This window comes from Litoribrevibacter euphylliae (assembly GCF_042646085.1).
In the GTDB taxonomy this organism is placed as follows: Bacteria; Pseudomonadota; Gammaproteobacteria; order Pseudomonadales; family Litoribrevibacteraceae; genus Litoribrevibacter; species Litoribrevibacter euphylliae.
On the sequence record NZ_JBHRSZ010000007.1, the window covers coordinates 346975 to 363721 of the forward strand.

11 protein-coding genes are annotated in these 16747 nt (G+C 48.3%); 2 read left to right on the top strand and 9 right to left on the bottom strand.

Annotated elements, in window-relative coordinates:
* Nucleotides 1-105: 105 nt before the first annotated feature.
* Entirely contained in the window at nucleotides 106-2643 is a 2538-nt protein-coding gene (locus ACFOEK_RS16970; RefSeq protein ID WP_386722660.1) for an MFS transporter, read from the top strand.
* Between the two features lie 114 nt (nucleotides 2644-2757).
* A complete protein-coding gene (locus ACFOEK_RS16975) occupies nucleotides 2758-4023 on the top strand; it encodes a hypothetical protein (protein WP_386722661.1) in 1266 nt (421 codons plus the stop codon).
* A gap of 102 nt (nucleotides 4024-4125) precedes the next feature.
* Here ACFOEK_RS16975 and ACFOEK_RS16980 read toward each other — a convergent pair whose 3' ends face one another.
* From ACFOEK_RS16980 to ACFOEK_RS17020, 9 genes are all read right to left on the bottom strand, one after another.
* Complete coding sequence (locus ACFOEK_RS16980) at nucleotides 4126-4428, bottom strand: PAAR domain-containing protein (protein WP_386722662.1); 303 nt, start codon at nucleotides 4426-4428, stop codon at nucleotides 4126-4128.
* A gap of 74 nt (nucleotides 4429-4502) precedes the next feature.
* Nucleotides 4503-5072, bottom strand: a complete 570-nt coding sequence (locus ACFOEK_RS16985) for a DUF6931 family protein (protein ID WP_386722663.1) — start codon at nucleotides 5070-5072, stop codon at nucleotides 4503-4505.
* Nucleotides 5073-5126: 54 nt separating this feature from the next.
* The gene (locus ACFOEK_RS16990; protein ID WP_386722664.1) at nucleotides 5127-7172 is read right to left on the bottom strand and encodes a type VI secretion system Vgr family protein; all 2046 of its coding nucleotides are present in this window, start codon (nucleotides 7170-7172) and stop codon (nucleotides 5127-5129) included.
* Between the two features lie 268 nt (nucleotides 7173-7440).
* Nucleotides 7441-8298 (bottom strand): sugar phosphate isomerase/epimerase family protein, encoded by an 858-nt coding sequence (locus ACFOEK_RS16995; RefSeq protein WP_386722665.1) that lies wholly within the window; start codon nucleotides 8296-8298, stop codon nucleotides 7441-7443.
* The gene (locus tag ACFOEK_RS17000; RefSeq protein WP_386722666.1) at nucleotides 8295-9737 is read right to left on the bottom strand and encodes a DUF6005 family protein; all 1443 of its coding nucleotides are present in this window, start codon (nucleotides 9735-9737) and stop codon (nucleotides 8295-8297) included. Before ACFOEK_RS17000 ends, ACFOEK_RS16995 begins: the two co-directional genes overlap by 4 nt.
* 133 nt (nucleotides 9738-9870) lie before the next feature.
* The gene (locus tag ACFOEK_RS17005) at nucleotides 9871-11238 is read right to left on the bottom strand and encodes an AMP-binding protein (protein ID WP_386722667.1); all 1368 of its coding nucleotides are present in this window, start codon (nucleotides 11236-11238) and stop codon (nucleotides 9871-9873) included.
* 17 nt (nucleotides 11239-11255) lie between these two features.
* Entirely contained in the window at nucleotides 11256-13055 is a 1800-nt protein-coding gene (locus tag ACFOEK_RS17010; RefSeq protein ID WP_386722668.1) for an IucA/IucC family protein, read from the bottom strand.
* Nucleotides 13042-15048, bottom strand: a complete 2007-nt coding sequence (locus tag ACFOEK_RS17015) for an IucA/IucC family protein (protein WP_386722669.1) — start codon at nucleotides 15046-15048, stop codon at nucleotides 13042-13044. Before ACFOEK_RS17015 ends, ACFOEK_RS17010 begins: the two co-directional genes overlap by 14 nt.
* 165 nt (nucleotides 15049-15213) lie before the next feature.
* Nucleotides 15214-16641 (bottom strand): MATE family efflux transporter, encoded by a 1428-nt coding sequence (locus ACFOEK_RS17020; protein ID WP_386722670.1) that lies wholly within the window; start codon nucleotides 16639-16641, stop codon nucleotides 15214-15216.
* Between the last annotated feature and the right edge of the window lie 106 nt (nucleotides 16642-16747).

Sequence of the window (16747 nt, forward strand, 5' to 3'; positions counted from 1 at the left end):
ACGATAACTCACCCTGAACCCACGTCGGGCTCATACCCTTCGAGAGTAGACACCAGGGTACGTAGTGATAGTAGTAGTGATTATGGTAGGTAGTGGATTCAATTTATGATCAAGCGTTTAAGAAACATTCGGTATTGCGTACCGATGTTAGTGATCGTATTCAGCACGTTGATGCTGTTGACTTATATTGGTTACAACGAAGCAAAGTTGAAGTATTTGCCGTTTCAATTGAACAAAATGTCGGCGCAAAGTGAAATTGTTAAAAACGGCTTTGACAGCTATCTGAATGCCGGACTTCCAGTCAGTCAGTTTTCCGGGTTTCGCACCCTTGCTTCAACGCTGATGAAGTCCGATGACAGTATTCTTAACATTCGTGTGATCGATCAAAATGGCGCGATCATCTTTTTTGAGTCCAAAGACGGAACGAAACAGGAAGATGTTAAACCGAATCTGGACGAGTATCGGGCTAACCCGATTGAGTTTGATTTTCCGGCATTTCAGAGTTTGGAAACTGAACGTAGTTATCTGATTTCACAGCAGCTCACCAGTAAGTTTGGCCCTGTGGGGGAAGTTCAGATTGAAGCTGACAAGACGCTTTTGGTGTCTGAACTGGATAGGCAATTTGCCTTGCCGTTTCAGGCGGTAATTGGCCTGACACTGCTCTATTTGGTGGTGATCGCCATTTATGAGCTGAGAACTGCCAGCTCTTCAAGTCGGTTGCGGGTACTCAAAATCACGTATGTGGTTTGCTACATGGCTTTGTCGTTGGTAATCAGTAAAACCGTATACAACGTGTATGAGCATGGTGCTAATGCCACCACGCGGGCGATGACCGATTCCATGGTGCAGCGGCTGACGTCGGTGCGTGATGTCGGTGTTCATCTTGAAGACTTGGCGGGCATCGATCGAATGCTCGATAAATATAAATCCGGTAACCGAACCATTGAAGCTATTGCCTTAATCAAAGGTGATACTAACTTGGCGCATACTGATCCCTCTCAAGTGGGTAAGCCCTATCAGGTATTGGAAGACTGCTACGAATACGTTAATGACCTGGGTCGCGAACAGGGTGAAAACATAAAGTTTCGGGTGGCGGTTAATATCCCAACGGATGTACTGATTCGCACCATCTTATCCAGTACCAAGGCCTTCATAGTATTGTTCATTGCCTGTGCCTTGTTGGCGTGGATCTTCCTCAATGCCGGCACGTCTTTGATTGAATTATTGGATAAACGCGCCCAGAACGCAGCTTCTCATCCTAATACTGATAGTAACGCGTCCACAGGGGCTGAAGACAAGGAAGGCAGTATCAGCTTTGAGATTGGTTTAAACCTAGTGCAACCGGCGTATTTTATGGTGGTGCTGGTCAATGCGCTATTCGTGCCTTTCTTACCCAAACTGATCGCGGACATGGCCGCCACTAGTGGCTCCAGTTTTGCGACGGCGTCCATGCCATTCACCTTGTACTACCTGTTTTTTGCCTTGGTGCTGATCCCCGCCGGTCAATACGCAGAACGAGGCAACCTGAAGAAACTGATGACCGTCGGTTTTCTGGCCGAATTCATTGGCATGATGCTGATCTTCCTCAGTGATGATTACTGGATTGTGGCCTTGGCGCGAATCTTCTCGGGCATCGGACAGGGGCTGTTCCTGATTGGTCTGCAATCCTATGTGATGGTGATTACGCCGAAAAGCCAGCGCAGTCGAGGCCATGCGGTGAAAGTGGTGGGCCGGAACTCTGCGCTCATTGCTGGTACCGCCATTGGCGCCTTGCTGTACGCCTACATCGATTATCGGATGATCTTCCTGATGGCGTCAGTGGTCAGCTTATTGTCCATTGCGTACCTGTGGAATCTGGTACCTCGGGCGGAATCCATTGCCGGTAATGTGGCTCAAGAAGTAACTGAGGAGAGTAAACACCCTTGGGAAGCGTTGCGCAGGAATATCGTCTCTGTGGTTAGGGATACTGAGTTTATGCGGACTCTGACGCTCATCGGGATAGTGGGCAAGATGTCGATTGCCGGTGTGGTGATGTTTGCCGTGCCTTTGGTGATGCTGGGGCAGGGCTATAAAGCCGATGACGTTGGCCTGATGTTAATGATTTATTACGTGGCCAGCATGGTGATGACTAAATACGTGACCCGTTTGGTCGATGGTCCAGGAATGTCCCGCCGAGTCTTGATTTGCAGTGCTATTGTCGGTGGCGTCGCGACGGTGTTCGTCGGTTTTGTTAGTCAGTCGGATGCTCATGTCGCTGGGTTGATGCCGGGGATGGAGTCGTTGTTGTGGTTGTCGAATCAAGCGAATGCGCTCGGTATTGGCGGAAATTCTCTGGTGCTGTACACCGCGATCATCTTTTTAGGCATTTCAAATGGGCTCTTAGCTGCCCCTGTGATGACGCACATTAATAATACCGAGGTGTCACAGCGCGAAGGTGTTAAGAAGATTGCTGCAACCTATGTCTTTCTTGAGCGATTTGGTCATGTGGCCGGTCCGGCGGTGATTGCGCAATTACTGTTCTTAAATAATAACTCGCCACTGGCTATGTCGTTGTTTGGCATTTTATCGGTGGTACTCGGCGTGCTGTACATGTTCTTTTCTCATTCGGGAAGACCAGTAGCCTTGGCTGCCAAAGAGGCATGAAGGGAGCATGAGTTCGATATGAAAATAAAAATAACAGGGTAGGAATTTCCAGAAAAGGGCCGTTGTTGATGATCTGCGATGGCGTTAATAAGGAATGAAAATAGGAATTTAAAGATGCCAGAACTAAAGATTCAGAATAAAGAAACAGTGAACTCGTCTTGTAAAGTATTGATGTCGGCGGCCAGTTTTAAGAGCAGTACAAAGTTGAAAGTGACATTGACGGGAAAGAGTCGATCGAATGAGAAACTGCTGAATTTCATCGATGCCAAGTTAACCACCATTAATAAGATTCAGGAAAAAGACGCCGATGCTAAGTTTGGCGCCGATGCTTTATTGATTATGGCTGAGTTGTATTATGCGCTGGATCGTTGGCTGGTACTGGCCGGCCGAGAAGATGAGTCAGTGAATACCCGACGTTCAAAGGGGGTGAATGCCTTGTTTGCTCAAGTGGTTAAATTGCTGAGTTATCAGCTGGATACGCCAATTAACCAGCTTCCCAACTGGTTGCAGGATAACTTCACAGTGGGTATGACCGATCACGGTTACGAAGTCGACTTTCAAAAGAAATCAGCGCTCTATTACAAAGAAAAAGACCGCGAAATGTACCGCTTGAAGATCAAAAATGGGGTGGTCTATCAGAAGAAGTGGTGGGTCTCTAAAGATTCGACGAAATGGGTGAAGATGAATTCGGAATTCACTCAAAGTACTGGCAGTAAAAACACCATTTCTGACAAACATTGCGGTTATGTGTTGTCGGTGGTGGGCGATTTTTACAGTGGCCCGCACTTATCGGGCACCACCTACAAGGAAACTGGGCAATACCACTCCAGTTACATGGGGGGCAAACCTGTCTTGTGTGCCGGTGAAATTGAAGTGGTGGATGGCAAGATCAAGCACTTAAATACCGGCAGTGGTCACTATGGTCCGGCGAAAGGATACTTGTTGAATGTGATCAATGCGTTGACCCTGTGCGGGGTTGATCCTAAGAGCTATAAGGTTAATTACCACGGCTGTAAGACGGCCTATACCGGCGCCAAAATGCTTGAGAAGATTGAGACAGAAGATAAGAAAGTGGGTGATGATAACGTCAGTCATCATAAGAGTAAGATCGCGGCTAAATACAACAACGGTGTATTGGGTCGACTGAAAGATAAGATGAAGAAAATTGAGGATCAGTTGGCGGTAATTGCTCACTTTGGAACCTCAGAGCATAAAGATGGCGTTAAAAAGATCAGTTATTCCAGAAGGGCGGTATGTGATATTTGCCGTAAAGCCAATTTGGATACTCAGCATCAGCAAAACCAGTACAAACAACGTGATAGTAAAGCGCTTCAGCTGGAATATGAAAAGCTTGAGAAGATAGTGGCGCGTATTAAGTAGTATTGAAATTCTTAAGTAGACGTTATTCATTATGATCCGCTGTATGGGCTGTGAGAGATTAGTTCATACAGCGGATCAAACCAAAGTGTTTAATTTCCTGCGTTAACCACCCACTAGCACTGTAGGCATTCCTACTACCACCGAGCCGCCGTGGCTACTGGTGTCGCCCATCCGAACACAAGGACGATTACCGATCAGGACGGTTGCACTGCCTTTGGCCGTAGCGTCAGGTGGACCGACACATACACATATATCGCCCACTACAGACGCAGGCATGTTGCCAATTAACACCGTAGGTATGCCTGGTCCTGAGATGGGGCCGCCCACATGAGGAATAGGTGGCGTGCCCGGGGTTTGCATACTGCAGACATGCATGTCGCCGACGCGTGATGCGGGTGTACCCATAAGTGATTTCCTTCCTATTCAGGTAATAAATAATTTAAGTTACAGGATTAAGGTTTAATAACCTCTGAATACGTTTAATGGATATTCCCCGAGCCGCCATTGGCCAGGTCTAATCCGATTTTAATGACTTTCTGGTAATACTCGTTGCTGCCATCCCAGGCAGGCATTACGGAGGCCATATTGATCGCTCCAGCCGCTGCTTTGGCGTAAAGATTTTCCGGTGGCATCACTGCCGGTTTTCCGACATCGGTGATGCTGCCACTGCCATTCCAAAACACTGCTTGTGCCAACCAACCCGGGGCACAATCGTGACCAATTTTATTGACGATATGTTCCGCCTGACGACGATGGGCTTCGTCTGGTTCTTTTACCCAACCTTTGGCACAGGTAATGGCGTTGGCTTGTTGAGGTGTCCAATCCTGCTGTCGAAGTTCCAATGCCAGACAGGCCCACCAAATGACTTCTCTGACCGGTAAGGCATGGCACAAGAACTGAACCAGATCATTGTCGAGTTTGGCGCTTTGTAACTGATCAATGACTTCAGCGGGTGGCATGGTGCCATTAATGAGCGCCAGACAGTCTTCACTGACGTCATAGCGCTGCAGAATGCTTAAGGACTGGTCTAACGGAATTTTTTTATACATTACTTAGCTCGTATTTCTACCTGATTAGTAGCATCTGACGTTAATAGGGGGCCTTTAATTGATCTTAACAATGGCCCCTTTGACTTCCGACATAACACTGCCGGAGAGTGACGCTTTGAGGTTGGATTTCAGTTCGGCACTCATTGCCCCCTGTGCCGTTAACGAGGCTTTAGAATCTAGCTTCACTGAGCCCTTACTGGTGAGCTCTGCGCTGCCGGAACCGTCCAGGGCTAGGGTCGTACCACTGGCTTTAAAGGCCGAGCTAGCGCTGTTGGTAATGTTCATAGCAGAGTTCTTGAGAGCACTGCTGGCGTCCACCGTAATGTTAGTGCTTTCAATTTTGATCGAAGAACTGGTGATGGTGATCTTACTGTCACCCACTTTCAATTGGATCTGGGTGTCGGCTTCCAATGTAATGTTTTTACCTTTCTCGCTGATGTCATCGGTAGCGGTCAGGGTGAAATTCTTTTTGGTGGTTTGGTTAATGTTCTCTGTGGTGGTCAGGGTGTAGTTCTTTTCTGTGGTGAGCGATACGTCTTTGGTGACGGTGGTCTTTTGTTCGCCGGTCACGGTTTTCGTGGCATCGTTTTCCACTTCCGTGAGCATGTCTTTGGCGGCATGAAAATACAGCTGTTCGTTGTCTTTCTTATCATCAAAGCGTATTTCGTTGGATTTACCAGCCAACTGGGTTTTGATCCCCGATTGTGTGGTGTCGGTGGTTTTATACGGCGGCGCATGTTTGCTGTTGTAGACCGTGCCGGTCACTACTGGCTGGTCGGGGTCGCCATCAATAAAACTGACCAATACTTCTTGTTCGGCGCGGGGAATGAATTGAAGACCGTAGCCATTACCGGCCATAGACTGAGCTACCCGTACCCAGCAACTGGTTTTATCGCCTTCAGCATCGGTATCCCAATGGAATTTGATGCGTATTCTGCCTTGGTCATCGCTGGCCGGTTCGTCTTCTTTTTTGCCTGCGACCACCGCACTTTGCATGCCTTGCACTTTTGGTTTTGGAATCGATTCCGGGTAATGGCCGTTGTCTTTAGGGACACAGGTAAAGCGGCCCTGATAGCTAAACGCGCTGGAACTATCGACGAAAAATACTTGCTCGACTTCGGTGATCAGGTAATCGCCTTGTTGGCTTTTATCGGGGTGCGAATTCACTGATACATAACGGCCCGGCACCAGCTCAACACTGTTGGTTTCTGCGTCAATCAGCTGGTAATTGCGTTCTGCCTGAGCCAACCGGGATTTCACCAAGCGGCTCGCAAGATCGTCCATCAGCCCTGAGACACTGGGGGTTGGAAAGTGCGACTGGGTTAACTTGGAGCTGTTGGAAATATTATGTTTACTGGTTTTGGTTTTACTGGTGGTCAGCTTGGTTTTGCTGTAATCGTAATTGGACAGTTCTACACCTGAGGTATGGAACTGAAACTTGGGTTGCCAGCTTAGCAGAATTTCATTGCTTTGCGTGGCGGTAAGCTTGTGGTCGAGGCTAATCTTACCGGACGTATCAAATGGCAGGGAGGCGTCATGCAATACCAGTTTATGGCTGCTGCTGTCTTGTTCAAAGTAGTAATGAATGCCTTCTTCGGCGAGTAAGCGCTCGACATAATCTTGATCATTTTCTTCAAATTGCAGGCAATAGGCGCGTTTAGTGGAAGGCAAGGAGCCGGTCGAGTATTTGCCCTTGAAGCCTAGGTCGCTGAAGATGCTGGTGACTATGTCTTCGGTGGATTTTTCCTGAAAGACCCGATTGCCACAATTGAATTCGAGTAAGGCAAACCAAGGCTTTAAGGTCAGGCGATGCAGCAAGTAACGTTGAGATTCACCGGCTGACAGGATTTGCGCTTCGGTGACGACACCGTGAAACTCTCTTTCAGCGTCTCTGGAAGTGCCTAAGGTATCGTAGTAATTGCAGTTGAATTCCTGACCCAGCCAAGATGATGCATCGGTTTCCTGCGCATACAAGTCTATTTCCAGAGTATAGGGTTCGGAGAGTGCGCCCCGGTAGACCAACCTACTGACTACGTATTCTGTGCCTTTGCTGCTTTTTGCGACAAGATTACTACCTTCCGGTTTTAAAAAATCGGTCATTACTTAATATCCATTTAAAGGCAGCAAAGACGTTTTCTGTTGTTAAGAGATGTCTTAATTTATAGGCTGAAACGTCAAAAACTGTATAAAAATCAGAGTGTAAAAAACTGAATGGAACCTCCTATTTCTAGTTCAATATAGGCACTCGGTCAAGCAAACACGGCCGCTTGACGATTGTTTTCACATTTGTAGAAACCGTAGTAGGGAAGCATGTACGAGTTGTTGAACTTGGATGACGTATTCATTGGATGACGTATGCAGAGGCTTCTTAACTTACATGACTCGTTGAAAAGTCACATTGTTGAAAGAGTTGCTGAATCTTATAGCGGTCTTCACTGAGGACTTTCTTACAGTGATCGCCAAACCATTCCAGTGAGGCATCCATGTTTAGGAATTTAGCATCGGCGTATTCTCTTAGGTAATTCAAAAAGCGTGAGTAATCGACTGCTCCTTCAAACAGTGGTACCAGCCCTTCGCGGCTGCCGGATGCCGAATAAACGTTGGGGGGTGAGAAGACACTTAATAAGTCGGCCGAGCTGATGTTTTTGAGATGAAAGTGTTCGATGTGGGGTTTCAGAACATTGAAACCATCGATCGGGTCTTCACCGGATTCCCACACGTGCAACACATCAAAGTTGATTTTGAGGTTGGGTTGATTCACTTCTTCCAGTAGTTGCAGTGTTGATGCCATGGAATCGGCCAGGGTGCCGGGGTGGGTCTCGACAATCAGAGTGATACCGTGTTGCGCCGTCCATTGGCAGATGTCTTTCATGCGGCGGGTGATGTCTGCTCGTTCCTGAACGGTGACGTCCTGGCTGCCTTTGTTGCTGGCAAAGGTGCGCAATTTGGTGGCACCCCAGTGTTTTGCCAGTAAGCAGAGTTGCTGAACTTTGTTGAAGGCGTCGGTTTCCGGGCCTTGCAGCGGCAGGTAATCACTGATCATCGAGGTGGTGAGCCCGAATCCGGCCAGCCACTCTTTATTGTAGCTCGGTTGTTCGGCAAGGTTCTTGGCATGCACCCCCCAAAGCTCGATGCTTTGGAAATGGTTGGCTTGCGCCCATTGCACCAGTTGATCGATGGATACTAACTGATGTCGGAACGAGATGGTGCAGATTGACAGTTTCATGCAGGCTCCGCCTCCGATTGATCCGTGTTTGCTGATACCGCATGGCCAGTTTGGCTGTCGACATTGAAGGTATCGACATTGAAGGTGCACTGACACCATTGTTCAAACAGCTGGTTAAGACGGCTTTTGACCTGAAACTCGCGGGCGTCCTGTTCATCCAGAATGGTTTGAATTTCATCCAGCAGTTGTTGTTCTTGATCACCAAAGGTCTCGGCTTTGGCCAGTTTCATCGCCCGGTATTGCACCAGCTTATAGCTCTCGACCAGCTGCTCAATGACGACACACAGGTCTTCAAACTCGTTGTCGTGTTCTGCGCCGAGGTCGTAACCAAGCGCGAGGTAGAAGAACGCAAGACCATGCTCGTAGGCGTATTTACGAATGGCCAGTACTGGCAGTTGCTTTAAGGCATCGGGTAAGGCGTCAAAGCGACCACTGGCTTGATGATGTTGCACCACCTGTCGAGCCGCATCAGTCATCGGGTTGTGATCCGGGTTGAAGCTGTCGAGGTAATAGTCACGAATGGCGGTGTTGGACGATGGCTTTATTTGCTGACTGTCGAACAAATAGCCTCCGGCCACTGCCGGTGATGCAATGGCGTGCAAAATCTTATCTTTCGGCAAACGGCCTTCCCAACGGAAATCGGGATCGAGCATCATCCATTCGTCCGGATCTTCGGTCTTTTCCAGCATCACATAATGCGGGAAAGGGTTCTGATTGAACTTGTTTTCACGCTCCGGTAAGCGGTACATATCAATCATCACCATCACTCGTTGGAGATCGCTTTTGGTGTCAAGCAGCGACAGTAAGGTGTTTATGTTGGCTTCTTTACTTTGTGACGCATCGTACCAAGGCTCGACGTCCACCGAATACAAGGCTTTGTACCAATGACGGAAGTTGTCATGATTGATGGTGTCTGAGTGGTAATCCAACTGATGTTGATCGTTGATCACGATTTCGGCGTCCCAGACCCCGAAGTAAAACGGACGATGGTCCACCAGCGGGCTTGGTTTCAGAATGTCGCAAATGCAACTTACAAAGCAATGGACTTTGATGTCCAGCTCTTCTTCGGACTCGTCAGACGATGCGTCTTGCACAGCCGTTTGTGCAACCATAGTTGATGGTTCGGACATCGCTGTTGATGTTTCTGACGTTGCCGCTTCGGTGTCATCCTGATGCTTCTTGGCAAGTAAAAAGTCAGCAAGATTTGCAACGGTTTCAAAGTCGTCTTTGGTCAGGGCGTCGTCGGGGATATCGAGACCAAGTTCGGTTTCCAGATTCAGGATTAGCTCCAAGACCAATACCGAATCGAGGTATAAATCCTGATTGAGCAGGGCGTCTTCGTGAAAGGCATCAATTTGCGGAATCATCATGTGCTCATTGAGCACGTCATAAATCGCGTGAATGATCTGAGCTTTGGTCAGTGTTGGTACTGTATTCATTTGGGCGTCCTGATCAGACATTTGTCATTGCTATCATTGGGTGCGTGCTGGTTTTTAATGCTGACGCTAAAGTAGCTAGGATCAGCATGTCGGCCCCCGTTCTTTTGGTGACGGGGTACCTGTTTTGTAACGGTTACGCCGGTTGAGTGGCTGTTTGCTTGAGCTCTTGTTTGGGCTCTTGTTTTAGCTCGGGTTTCGGTGGCTGCTTCGCCCTGGCCTCGGCTTTTTGTGCTTGTGCTTCCTGGAAGACTCGAGCGATGTGCTTGCGATTGACCTTACCATTGGCCAGACGCTCGATCTGTTCCACCTGATCGAAGTACTGAGGAATCTGGAAGCTGGCGAGGTTGGCCTGACACCAGGCTCTAAGTTCAGACGGTTCAAGATGTTGCTGTGCCGTGAACTGCAGGCCTACGCGCTGTCCGGCGTATTTGTCTTCCACTTTGAAAATGACCGCATCCTGTATCTCGGGGTTTGTGAGAACGATGTCTTCCACTTCTTGCGGATAGACGTTAAGGCCAGCCACTATGATGGTGTCATCAAGGCGAGAGACAAAGCTCAGCATGTTCTGACCATCGTCCTGTTCATTGAGATAGCCGAGATCGTTGGTGTGAATCTGATGGCCCGCTTCGGTGGTTACCACCACCTCTGCAGGCTGATCACTGTTGGCGCCAGCGGTTACCGTTAAATGTGGCAGTGGTGTCCCCACTTCGATGGCCGACGTCATGCGCTGATTAATGGCGATACAGCCGGCTTCTGAACAACCGTATTGTTGGAAGAAGTGCTCGATACGAGGTGAGAACTGATCAAAGGTATGTTTTGGCAGAATCGTGCCCGACGACATCGCTGCGTGTAATTTTTGCTCTTTGGGCAGTAAACGTAATACCCCTTGCAACATGGTGGGTGAGGTATAGAGCAACGGCTTGTCTGCCGCCTGAATCGTTTTTACCAGGTATTTCGGGTTGATGTTGGTAATGACTTTCGGGGTTTTACCGCGAGCTAGGGCCACCAACACGCCACAGATCAAACCGTAAGAATGGGTCACCGGGCAGGCGATCAGAGGAGTCATCTCATTGGGCAAGGTGAACACGGAAAGGTAGCTTTCAATTTCACGATCGATGGACGCCCAGCTGCGATCAATGCATTTGGGTTCGCCGGTGGTTCCGGAGCTCATCTGAATCAGCACACCGGGTTGATTTTCTTCGTGGTGTACACTGCCTGTTTCTATAGCTATCGCTTCTGATGGATTCAAACTGTGGAAAAACAGTGTGTGGCAACCGGCTTTCTTTGCCATACGCAGCGCAGTATCTTTCGGCATGGCCGGATGAATCGGCATCACTGAGGCGTTGATCGATTTGAGGTATAAACACAGCGCTAACCACTGTGCATTGTCTTCCAGGCAGACGGCAATTCTGGAAGATGCCTTCAAATGGAGCGCTTCGAACGATTGATGTTGAGTGGTCACGTACGTTTGATCGAAGAAATCATCGTTAATAAAAAACATGTCTTTACCTATAGGAATTAAACCGTCAGAGCAGGCTTGTTAGCAAAAGGGTTAGCGATCTGATGGTGAAAATGATCGGCTTCGATATCTGCCAACTTTTTCTTGATTAAGGACTCGGTGTAAATGGTCGGTTGATTAATTGGCATGCGATCCAGTCGTGCCTGGCTGCAGTGCCCTTGTTGAGCGTACTCCTGCAGACGTTGATAGATGGTGTCCCAGAAGCGGGCTTCGGAATAATCAAAGTGGCGTTCCAAAACACAGGCCAATTCGGATAAGTTAAATACGAAGAGGGTATCTATGATCAGTTCGCGCAATGCTTCGACCGATTCCATCCAGTAATAGAGGTTATCCGGGGCATTTTGATAGCAGGGGTTGATTTGGTCGAAATCAGGTTTGAGCTCGGGATTGGCCAGATAATCGTCGACGTATTCCACACTCTCATGGAAGTCTCTTAACACCACGGCGCTAGGCCAGCCATCCTGATGAATTAACACCATATTTTGGCCATGCGCTTCAACCGCTAAACCGTGTTTGACCAACAGATGCCACACCGGAATCACGGTGACATCAATCAGCTGGATCAGCCAGGTTTCTAGACCATATTGTTGAATGATTGGCTGAATGAAAGGTTGGCCTGTGGTTTCTTCCGCATACAGGGCGGTAAATGGCATGGCCTGTTGTCCGATATGCAAGTAAGGATCAATACTTTCACGGAAGATAACACCTAATTGGCCTCGTAACTGAGTTTGCCAGGCATGGTCATCGTTATTTTCCGGGATCAAGATACCGGCGTATTCATCCAGCAAAATCATCGGATGGGTCAGATAGAAATCGTCGTTTCTGACCACCTGTTTTAGCCAATGTGAAATAGCTGGCGCGGTGCATACCGAATGAGGTTCCAGTTTACGCAGTGACGATGTGTTGATCATGCTCAGCGGCAGTTTAATGTGCGCTTTTTCCGGATGCGTGATGTTGATCAAAGTGCGCACTGAAATAGTGGCTTGGTAGTGATCACCTGCGGCACCAAGATAGACAAGCTCTGCATTCTCAAGTGCCGGTCTGAGATGATTGTGCTGAAAGCGTTGCCATTGCCAAGGGTGGATTGGAAGCAGTGTGTAGTCTTGCCATGAAAGTTTGGCTGCTTGCATGGCTTGCTCAAGGTCTGACCAAGCTTCTGCCCCTACTTCCTGTTGCCAAAAGGCCAGGTCTGATTGATCTGACACAGCGCTTGGCAAGCTCTGCTGAATGTGTGTTCGTTTGACTGCTAACCAGTGCAATTGAATCGGCTGGGCGCATTCCGGGCCATAGCGCTGGTGGTCTTCCAAAGAAAAGCCGGTGCGTGCCTTAAAACATGGGTGGTACGGGTGGCCTTCGTCCAATTGCGATTCGAGATCGAGATAGTCCAGACCATAGCGGGAGCTGAGTTTCATCAGGTGATCCGCATTCCATTGGCACAAGAGTTGGGTTTGCTGCAATTGCTCGGTCAGCTTGTCTTTGATGGCTGCGGTGGTGGGGAGTTCTTCAATCACGTCATTGAGTTGAACTGGCTGAAGTACTCCATCGAGTCGTCTGTATAGACTGCTCGGGTTTAAGCGAATGCGGCTATAGCCCGCAACGTAACCTTCAACCTGGTATTGCGTTTTCCCCAGCGTGAAGTAAAAAAACGGCTGGTCATAGTGGTGCTCGATGACTTGCTCGAATAACAGCGCTTCGAACAATTGCTTAAGAATACGACGTTCCACAAGAAGCGTCGTTTCTGGTTTTGATTCAAGGCGCATAGGGGGATGGCTCGGGATCTGTGTATCAAACGGACTCACACGGCACCCTTTCTAAATCTTTGGCTAGTTGATCTTTGGCTAATGCGGCTTTTTTCGAGGCAGAAATCAGTGCTTGTAACCCATTCTCGGCGAACGCTTGATTATGACTTACTTTGTTCGGTGTCTCTGACGAGGCATTGGGATGAGCCGTGTCTGTAGCAGTCATGTGCTTGGACAGCGCAATGTCGCGGAATGGATTTCTGATTTTGGTATAGACCGCCAGTTCTTGATCGGACTGAAGTTCATCTACATCGTGAATCCGTGTTAACAGATTACCTTTGAAGGCGATGTCTTGTTGACAGAGGATCACTTCAACCAGGCGTTTTCCTTGAGCTGAGAGCGCGGGCTTTAACTCCGTTAGCAGTTCAACACAGCGTGTCAGGGTCTGCTGCTCTGGCAACAACTGGTCATTGCCCAGGCGGCTGATCACGGAGAACAATTGGTTAGCTATTAAGTAATAACTGAAGCGATTGATGATCATGTCGTCGTCATAGAACAGATCGTCGGTCTTCGCCAGAATTGGTTCCATGGCGATCAGCGATTCTTTATGGCTTTTGGAGAGATAGAAACCTTGGTTATCGCGGAAGAAGTAGCGTGATGGGTAGCCGTGGGTAACATCCAGAAGCGAGTTCTGCTGATGCGCTTCGAGAGCAATACCGTGTTCATCATAGAGGCGAATAGCGGGTTCTATGGCACTGATCCAGTATTGTTCGAACCACTCCTGAGCAACGTACTGAAGATCGGCGTGTTGAAGGTCCGAATGTTGCTCTTCTGCGATAGTGTGAATAAGACTGGCCAATCGCGATGGCTTTTCGGGATCAAGGCTGTCTTGAGTCAGAGCGGCTAAGGACACTACGGCCTGACGTTCAACTTCTGGCTGACACGCGCTGAATGGGTTTTCACGGATGATCAGTTCGAAACCACTTTCCTCTTGTTCCGGTAGGTTCAAGGTCAGATACGCCGGATCATCAATGGTTTGGAATCTAGGATAGGTAGTGCTGAACTGGGTTTGTCGGAACAGGCTGGCGACGGCAACACCTGCTTCCAGCTCATGGTGCATATTGATGCGCATGGAGTTGGTGACTTTCACTGGGATCGACAGCTTGATCATGAACCCCAGAGACTCGCAATATAGGGTGCGTACCGAAGACGTCGGTGTAAAACGGGCTCCTAATGGCCCAATGTCTCTAATTTTGCCACTTTCAAGATAGCCCTGTATGTAAGCTTGATGCAGTAACCACTGAGCCTGGAGCGGATGTGTCGGGACTAACATCATGTGTTCGTCTAGCTGCGGCAGTGTGTTGCTGTTCTCAGACGAAAGAACCTGATTAAGAATCTCTTCAGCGCTTTGACTCAGAATTGAACCTTGTTCAACTAAGGCGCGATCCACCGCAAAGTAATGCAGTTGGAAGTGGCCACACAGTTCGGGGGTGTAATCCTGATGTTGCCACTCATGAATGCCTTGTCGAGATTTAGGAGTAGGGTGTAGCCAATGACCAAAAAGAATGGATTGCTCTGAGTCGATAAAGCGGTTGCTGAATAATCTCTGATCTTGGTTTCTGGTTTCAAGATAACGCGTCATCACTTGTTGGCTTTCAATCAAGCGCGCCAGCAACTCCAGTTCTTGAGTCTTTTGAAGGTCGTTTTGACCTTGCCCTGAAGCCGGTGCGTAGATTTCTTTTACTAACAATAACATCACTGAAAAGAAATCGAGGGGCTGCCAATGAAATTGGTGCAAGGCTTTTTGATGAGCTTCGATCAGGGTGTGTCGTCCTACAATCGAGCGATAACTGATACCCAGAGCCAGTGTTAAATTCTGGTGGGGTAATTTAAGTTCTAGAACATGTTGGCATTGAGGTGACAGGGGTTGTCCGGTTTGTTGTTGCCAGCATTCTTTGTGATGCCAGACGCCAGGATCAACCTCCTTTAAATAACTGTTCATAAAGGCTTGAAAGGAGGCGTTATCTGCAATTTCGCGAGCTGACAGGGGCATGAGGTTTCCTCGTTTCCTATTTGAAATGGGGGAGCAGATGAATAATTCGTGCCACTTTAATGAGAATGCTTATCAATTGCAATGCTGTTTACAATTGTTACTTATGCCTCTGGTAAAAGGTTGAAGAGTGCTGAACTTAGAGGTTGTTTTGGCTCTTGTGCGTCACTATGACTGCTCGTTCGCCTGCACTTGAGGCCGATATTGATAACACAGTGTGAGTGCCAGAAGAAACGCCAGCCATTCGGCGATGGGGAGAGCAGTTAAAAATAGCCAGCCAGGAAACAGCCAATAGAAGCTAAGCAACAGCAGCGCCGGGAGTATGAGTGTGCGTGAGGCCGCGATTAAGGCCGAAGGATTGGGCTTGTGAATTGCGGTGAGATAGCAGGATAAGATGATGTTAATGCCGTTTACCAAGAACAATGGCCAGATCAATAAAATGAGTTGCTCTGACAGCGAACTGATGTGCTTCTGATCGGCGTCTAAAAAGCCTTGGATAATGGTTTCTCCCGCTAACAGTAGGGTGGTCACCAGCAGTAACCCGATGGTCAATACGGAAGCAAAAGCCGTGAATAAAAAATGACGAATTCTTGAGAAGTTCTGGGCGCCGTAGTTTTGGCTCACTAATAAGTGCAGTGCATCTGCTACGCCATAAGCCAGCATTAAGCTCAAAAAGATCAGATAGTTAACAACCGAGAATGCCGCAACACCGTCTACCTCCAAACGGCTGATGATCAGCCAGTTGAGCAAAAATATGATGATGCCCGCCGAAATTTCATTGATGAACTCAGACACACCATTGTAGGCGCTGGTCAAAATTTCACGCCAGTTATGCTGAATGAATGAAAACGACAAAGTGCGTTCTTTGCTTCGGAAATAAAGAGATAGAGCCGTTAGCTGTAGAACTTGTGAAATGCCCGTTGCGTAGGCGGCACCGGCTATCCCCCATTCCAGATAAGCAACAAAAACAATGTCCAGAATGATGTTGGTAGTTGCGCCTATGACTAATGCTGTGGTGGCGAGCACGGGATGTCCGTCGGCACGGACAAAATAGTAAAGCACCATGGTCACCAGTTGCAGGATCAAGATCCAGGTGATGACTTCAAAATAGCTTTGCATGGTATTGAAGAGGTTTTCCGGTGCCCCGAGAAGACTGAACAGGGTGTGAGACCCGAATGTACTGAGGATGGCAAAACTAAGGGCGATCAGGCCTGTAACGATCAGAGACTTACTAAAGACTGAAGAAGCTGCTTGTTGGTTATCTTCACCTATGTATTTCCCGGCGCTGACGGAGCCTCCGATGGCGAGCATTAAGGCAATGCCAAACAGTAAGGTGAAGTAAGGAATGAGTAGAGAGATTGCGGCCAGTGCGTCAGGGCCAATGACATTACCTACAACCGCGCCATCAACCAGATTGGCGGTTGTTATGGCGATCAGACCTATGATCGAAGGCACTACGTAATAGAAAAAGGTTTTAAGAATGGGACCCGTAAATACAGGATTTGATGTCGCCTGGGCTACTTCATCATGGGAAGTCTGGTGTGGGTCATGACTAGCGGAAGCGTCGAGTGATGGTAGCTCTGGAGTAGTGGACATGTGACTCTCTGTAGTGGCGGTGTATTGCTTTTACTGTAGAACTTGCGCATTTAGAACGTATTCAGGGGTTCCCTTGGTCTTTAGGCAATGGCGGGCATGGTAGTGA

What these genes read in the sequence shown, in the direction of transcription:
- ACFOEK_RS17020 (WP_386722670.1), bottom strand. Translation starts at nt 16,641, where the DNA reads ATGTCCACTACTCCAGAGCTACCATCACTCGACGCTTCCGCTAGTCAT.
- ACFOEK_RS16975 (WP_386722661.1), top strand. Translation starts at nt 2,758, where the DNA reads ATGCCAGAACTAAAGATTCAGAATAAAGAAACAGTGAACTCGTCTTGT.
- ACFOEK_RS16985 (WP_386722663.1), bottom strand. Translation starts at nt 5,072, where the DNA reads ATGTATAAAAAAATTCCGTTAGACCAGTCCTTAAGCATTCTGCAGCGC.
- ACFOEK_RS16970 (WP_386722660.1), top strand. Translation starts at nt 106, where the DNA reads ATGATCAAGCGTTTAAGAAACATTCGGTATTGCGTACCGATGTTAGTG.
- ACFOEK_RS17005 (WP_386722667.1), bottom strand. Translation starts at nt 11,238, where the DNA reads ATGTTTTTTATTAACGATGATTTCTTCGATCAAACGTACGTGACCACT.
- ACFOEK_RS17015 (WP_386722669.1), bottom strand. Translation starts at nt 15,048, where the DNA reads ATGCCCCTGTCAGCTCGCGAAATTGCAGATAACGCCTCCTTTCAAGCC.
- ACFOEK_RS16980 (WP_386722662.1), bottom strand. Translation starts at nt 4,428, where the DNA reads ATGGGTACACCCGCATCACGCGTCGGCGACATGCATGTCTGCAGTATG.
- ACFOEK_RS17000 (WP_386722666.1), bottom strand. Translation starts at nt 9,737, where the DNA reads ATGAATACAGTACCAACACTGACCAAAGCTCAGATCATTCACGCGATT.
- ACFOEK_RS16990 (WP_386722664.1), bottom strand. Translation starts at nt 7,172, where the DNA reads ATGACCGATTTTTTAAAACCGGAAGGTAGTAATCTTGTCGCAAAAAGC.
- ACFOEK_RS16995 (WP_386722665.1), bottom strand. Translation starts at nt 8,298, where the DNA reads ATGAAACTGTCAATCTGCACCATCTCGTTCCGACATCAGTTAGTATCC.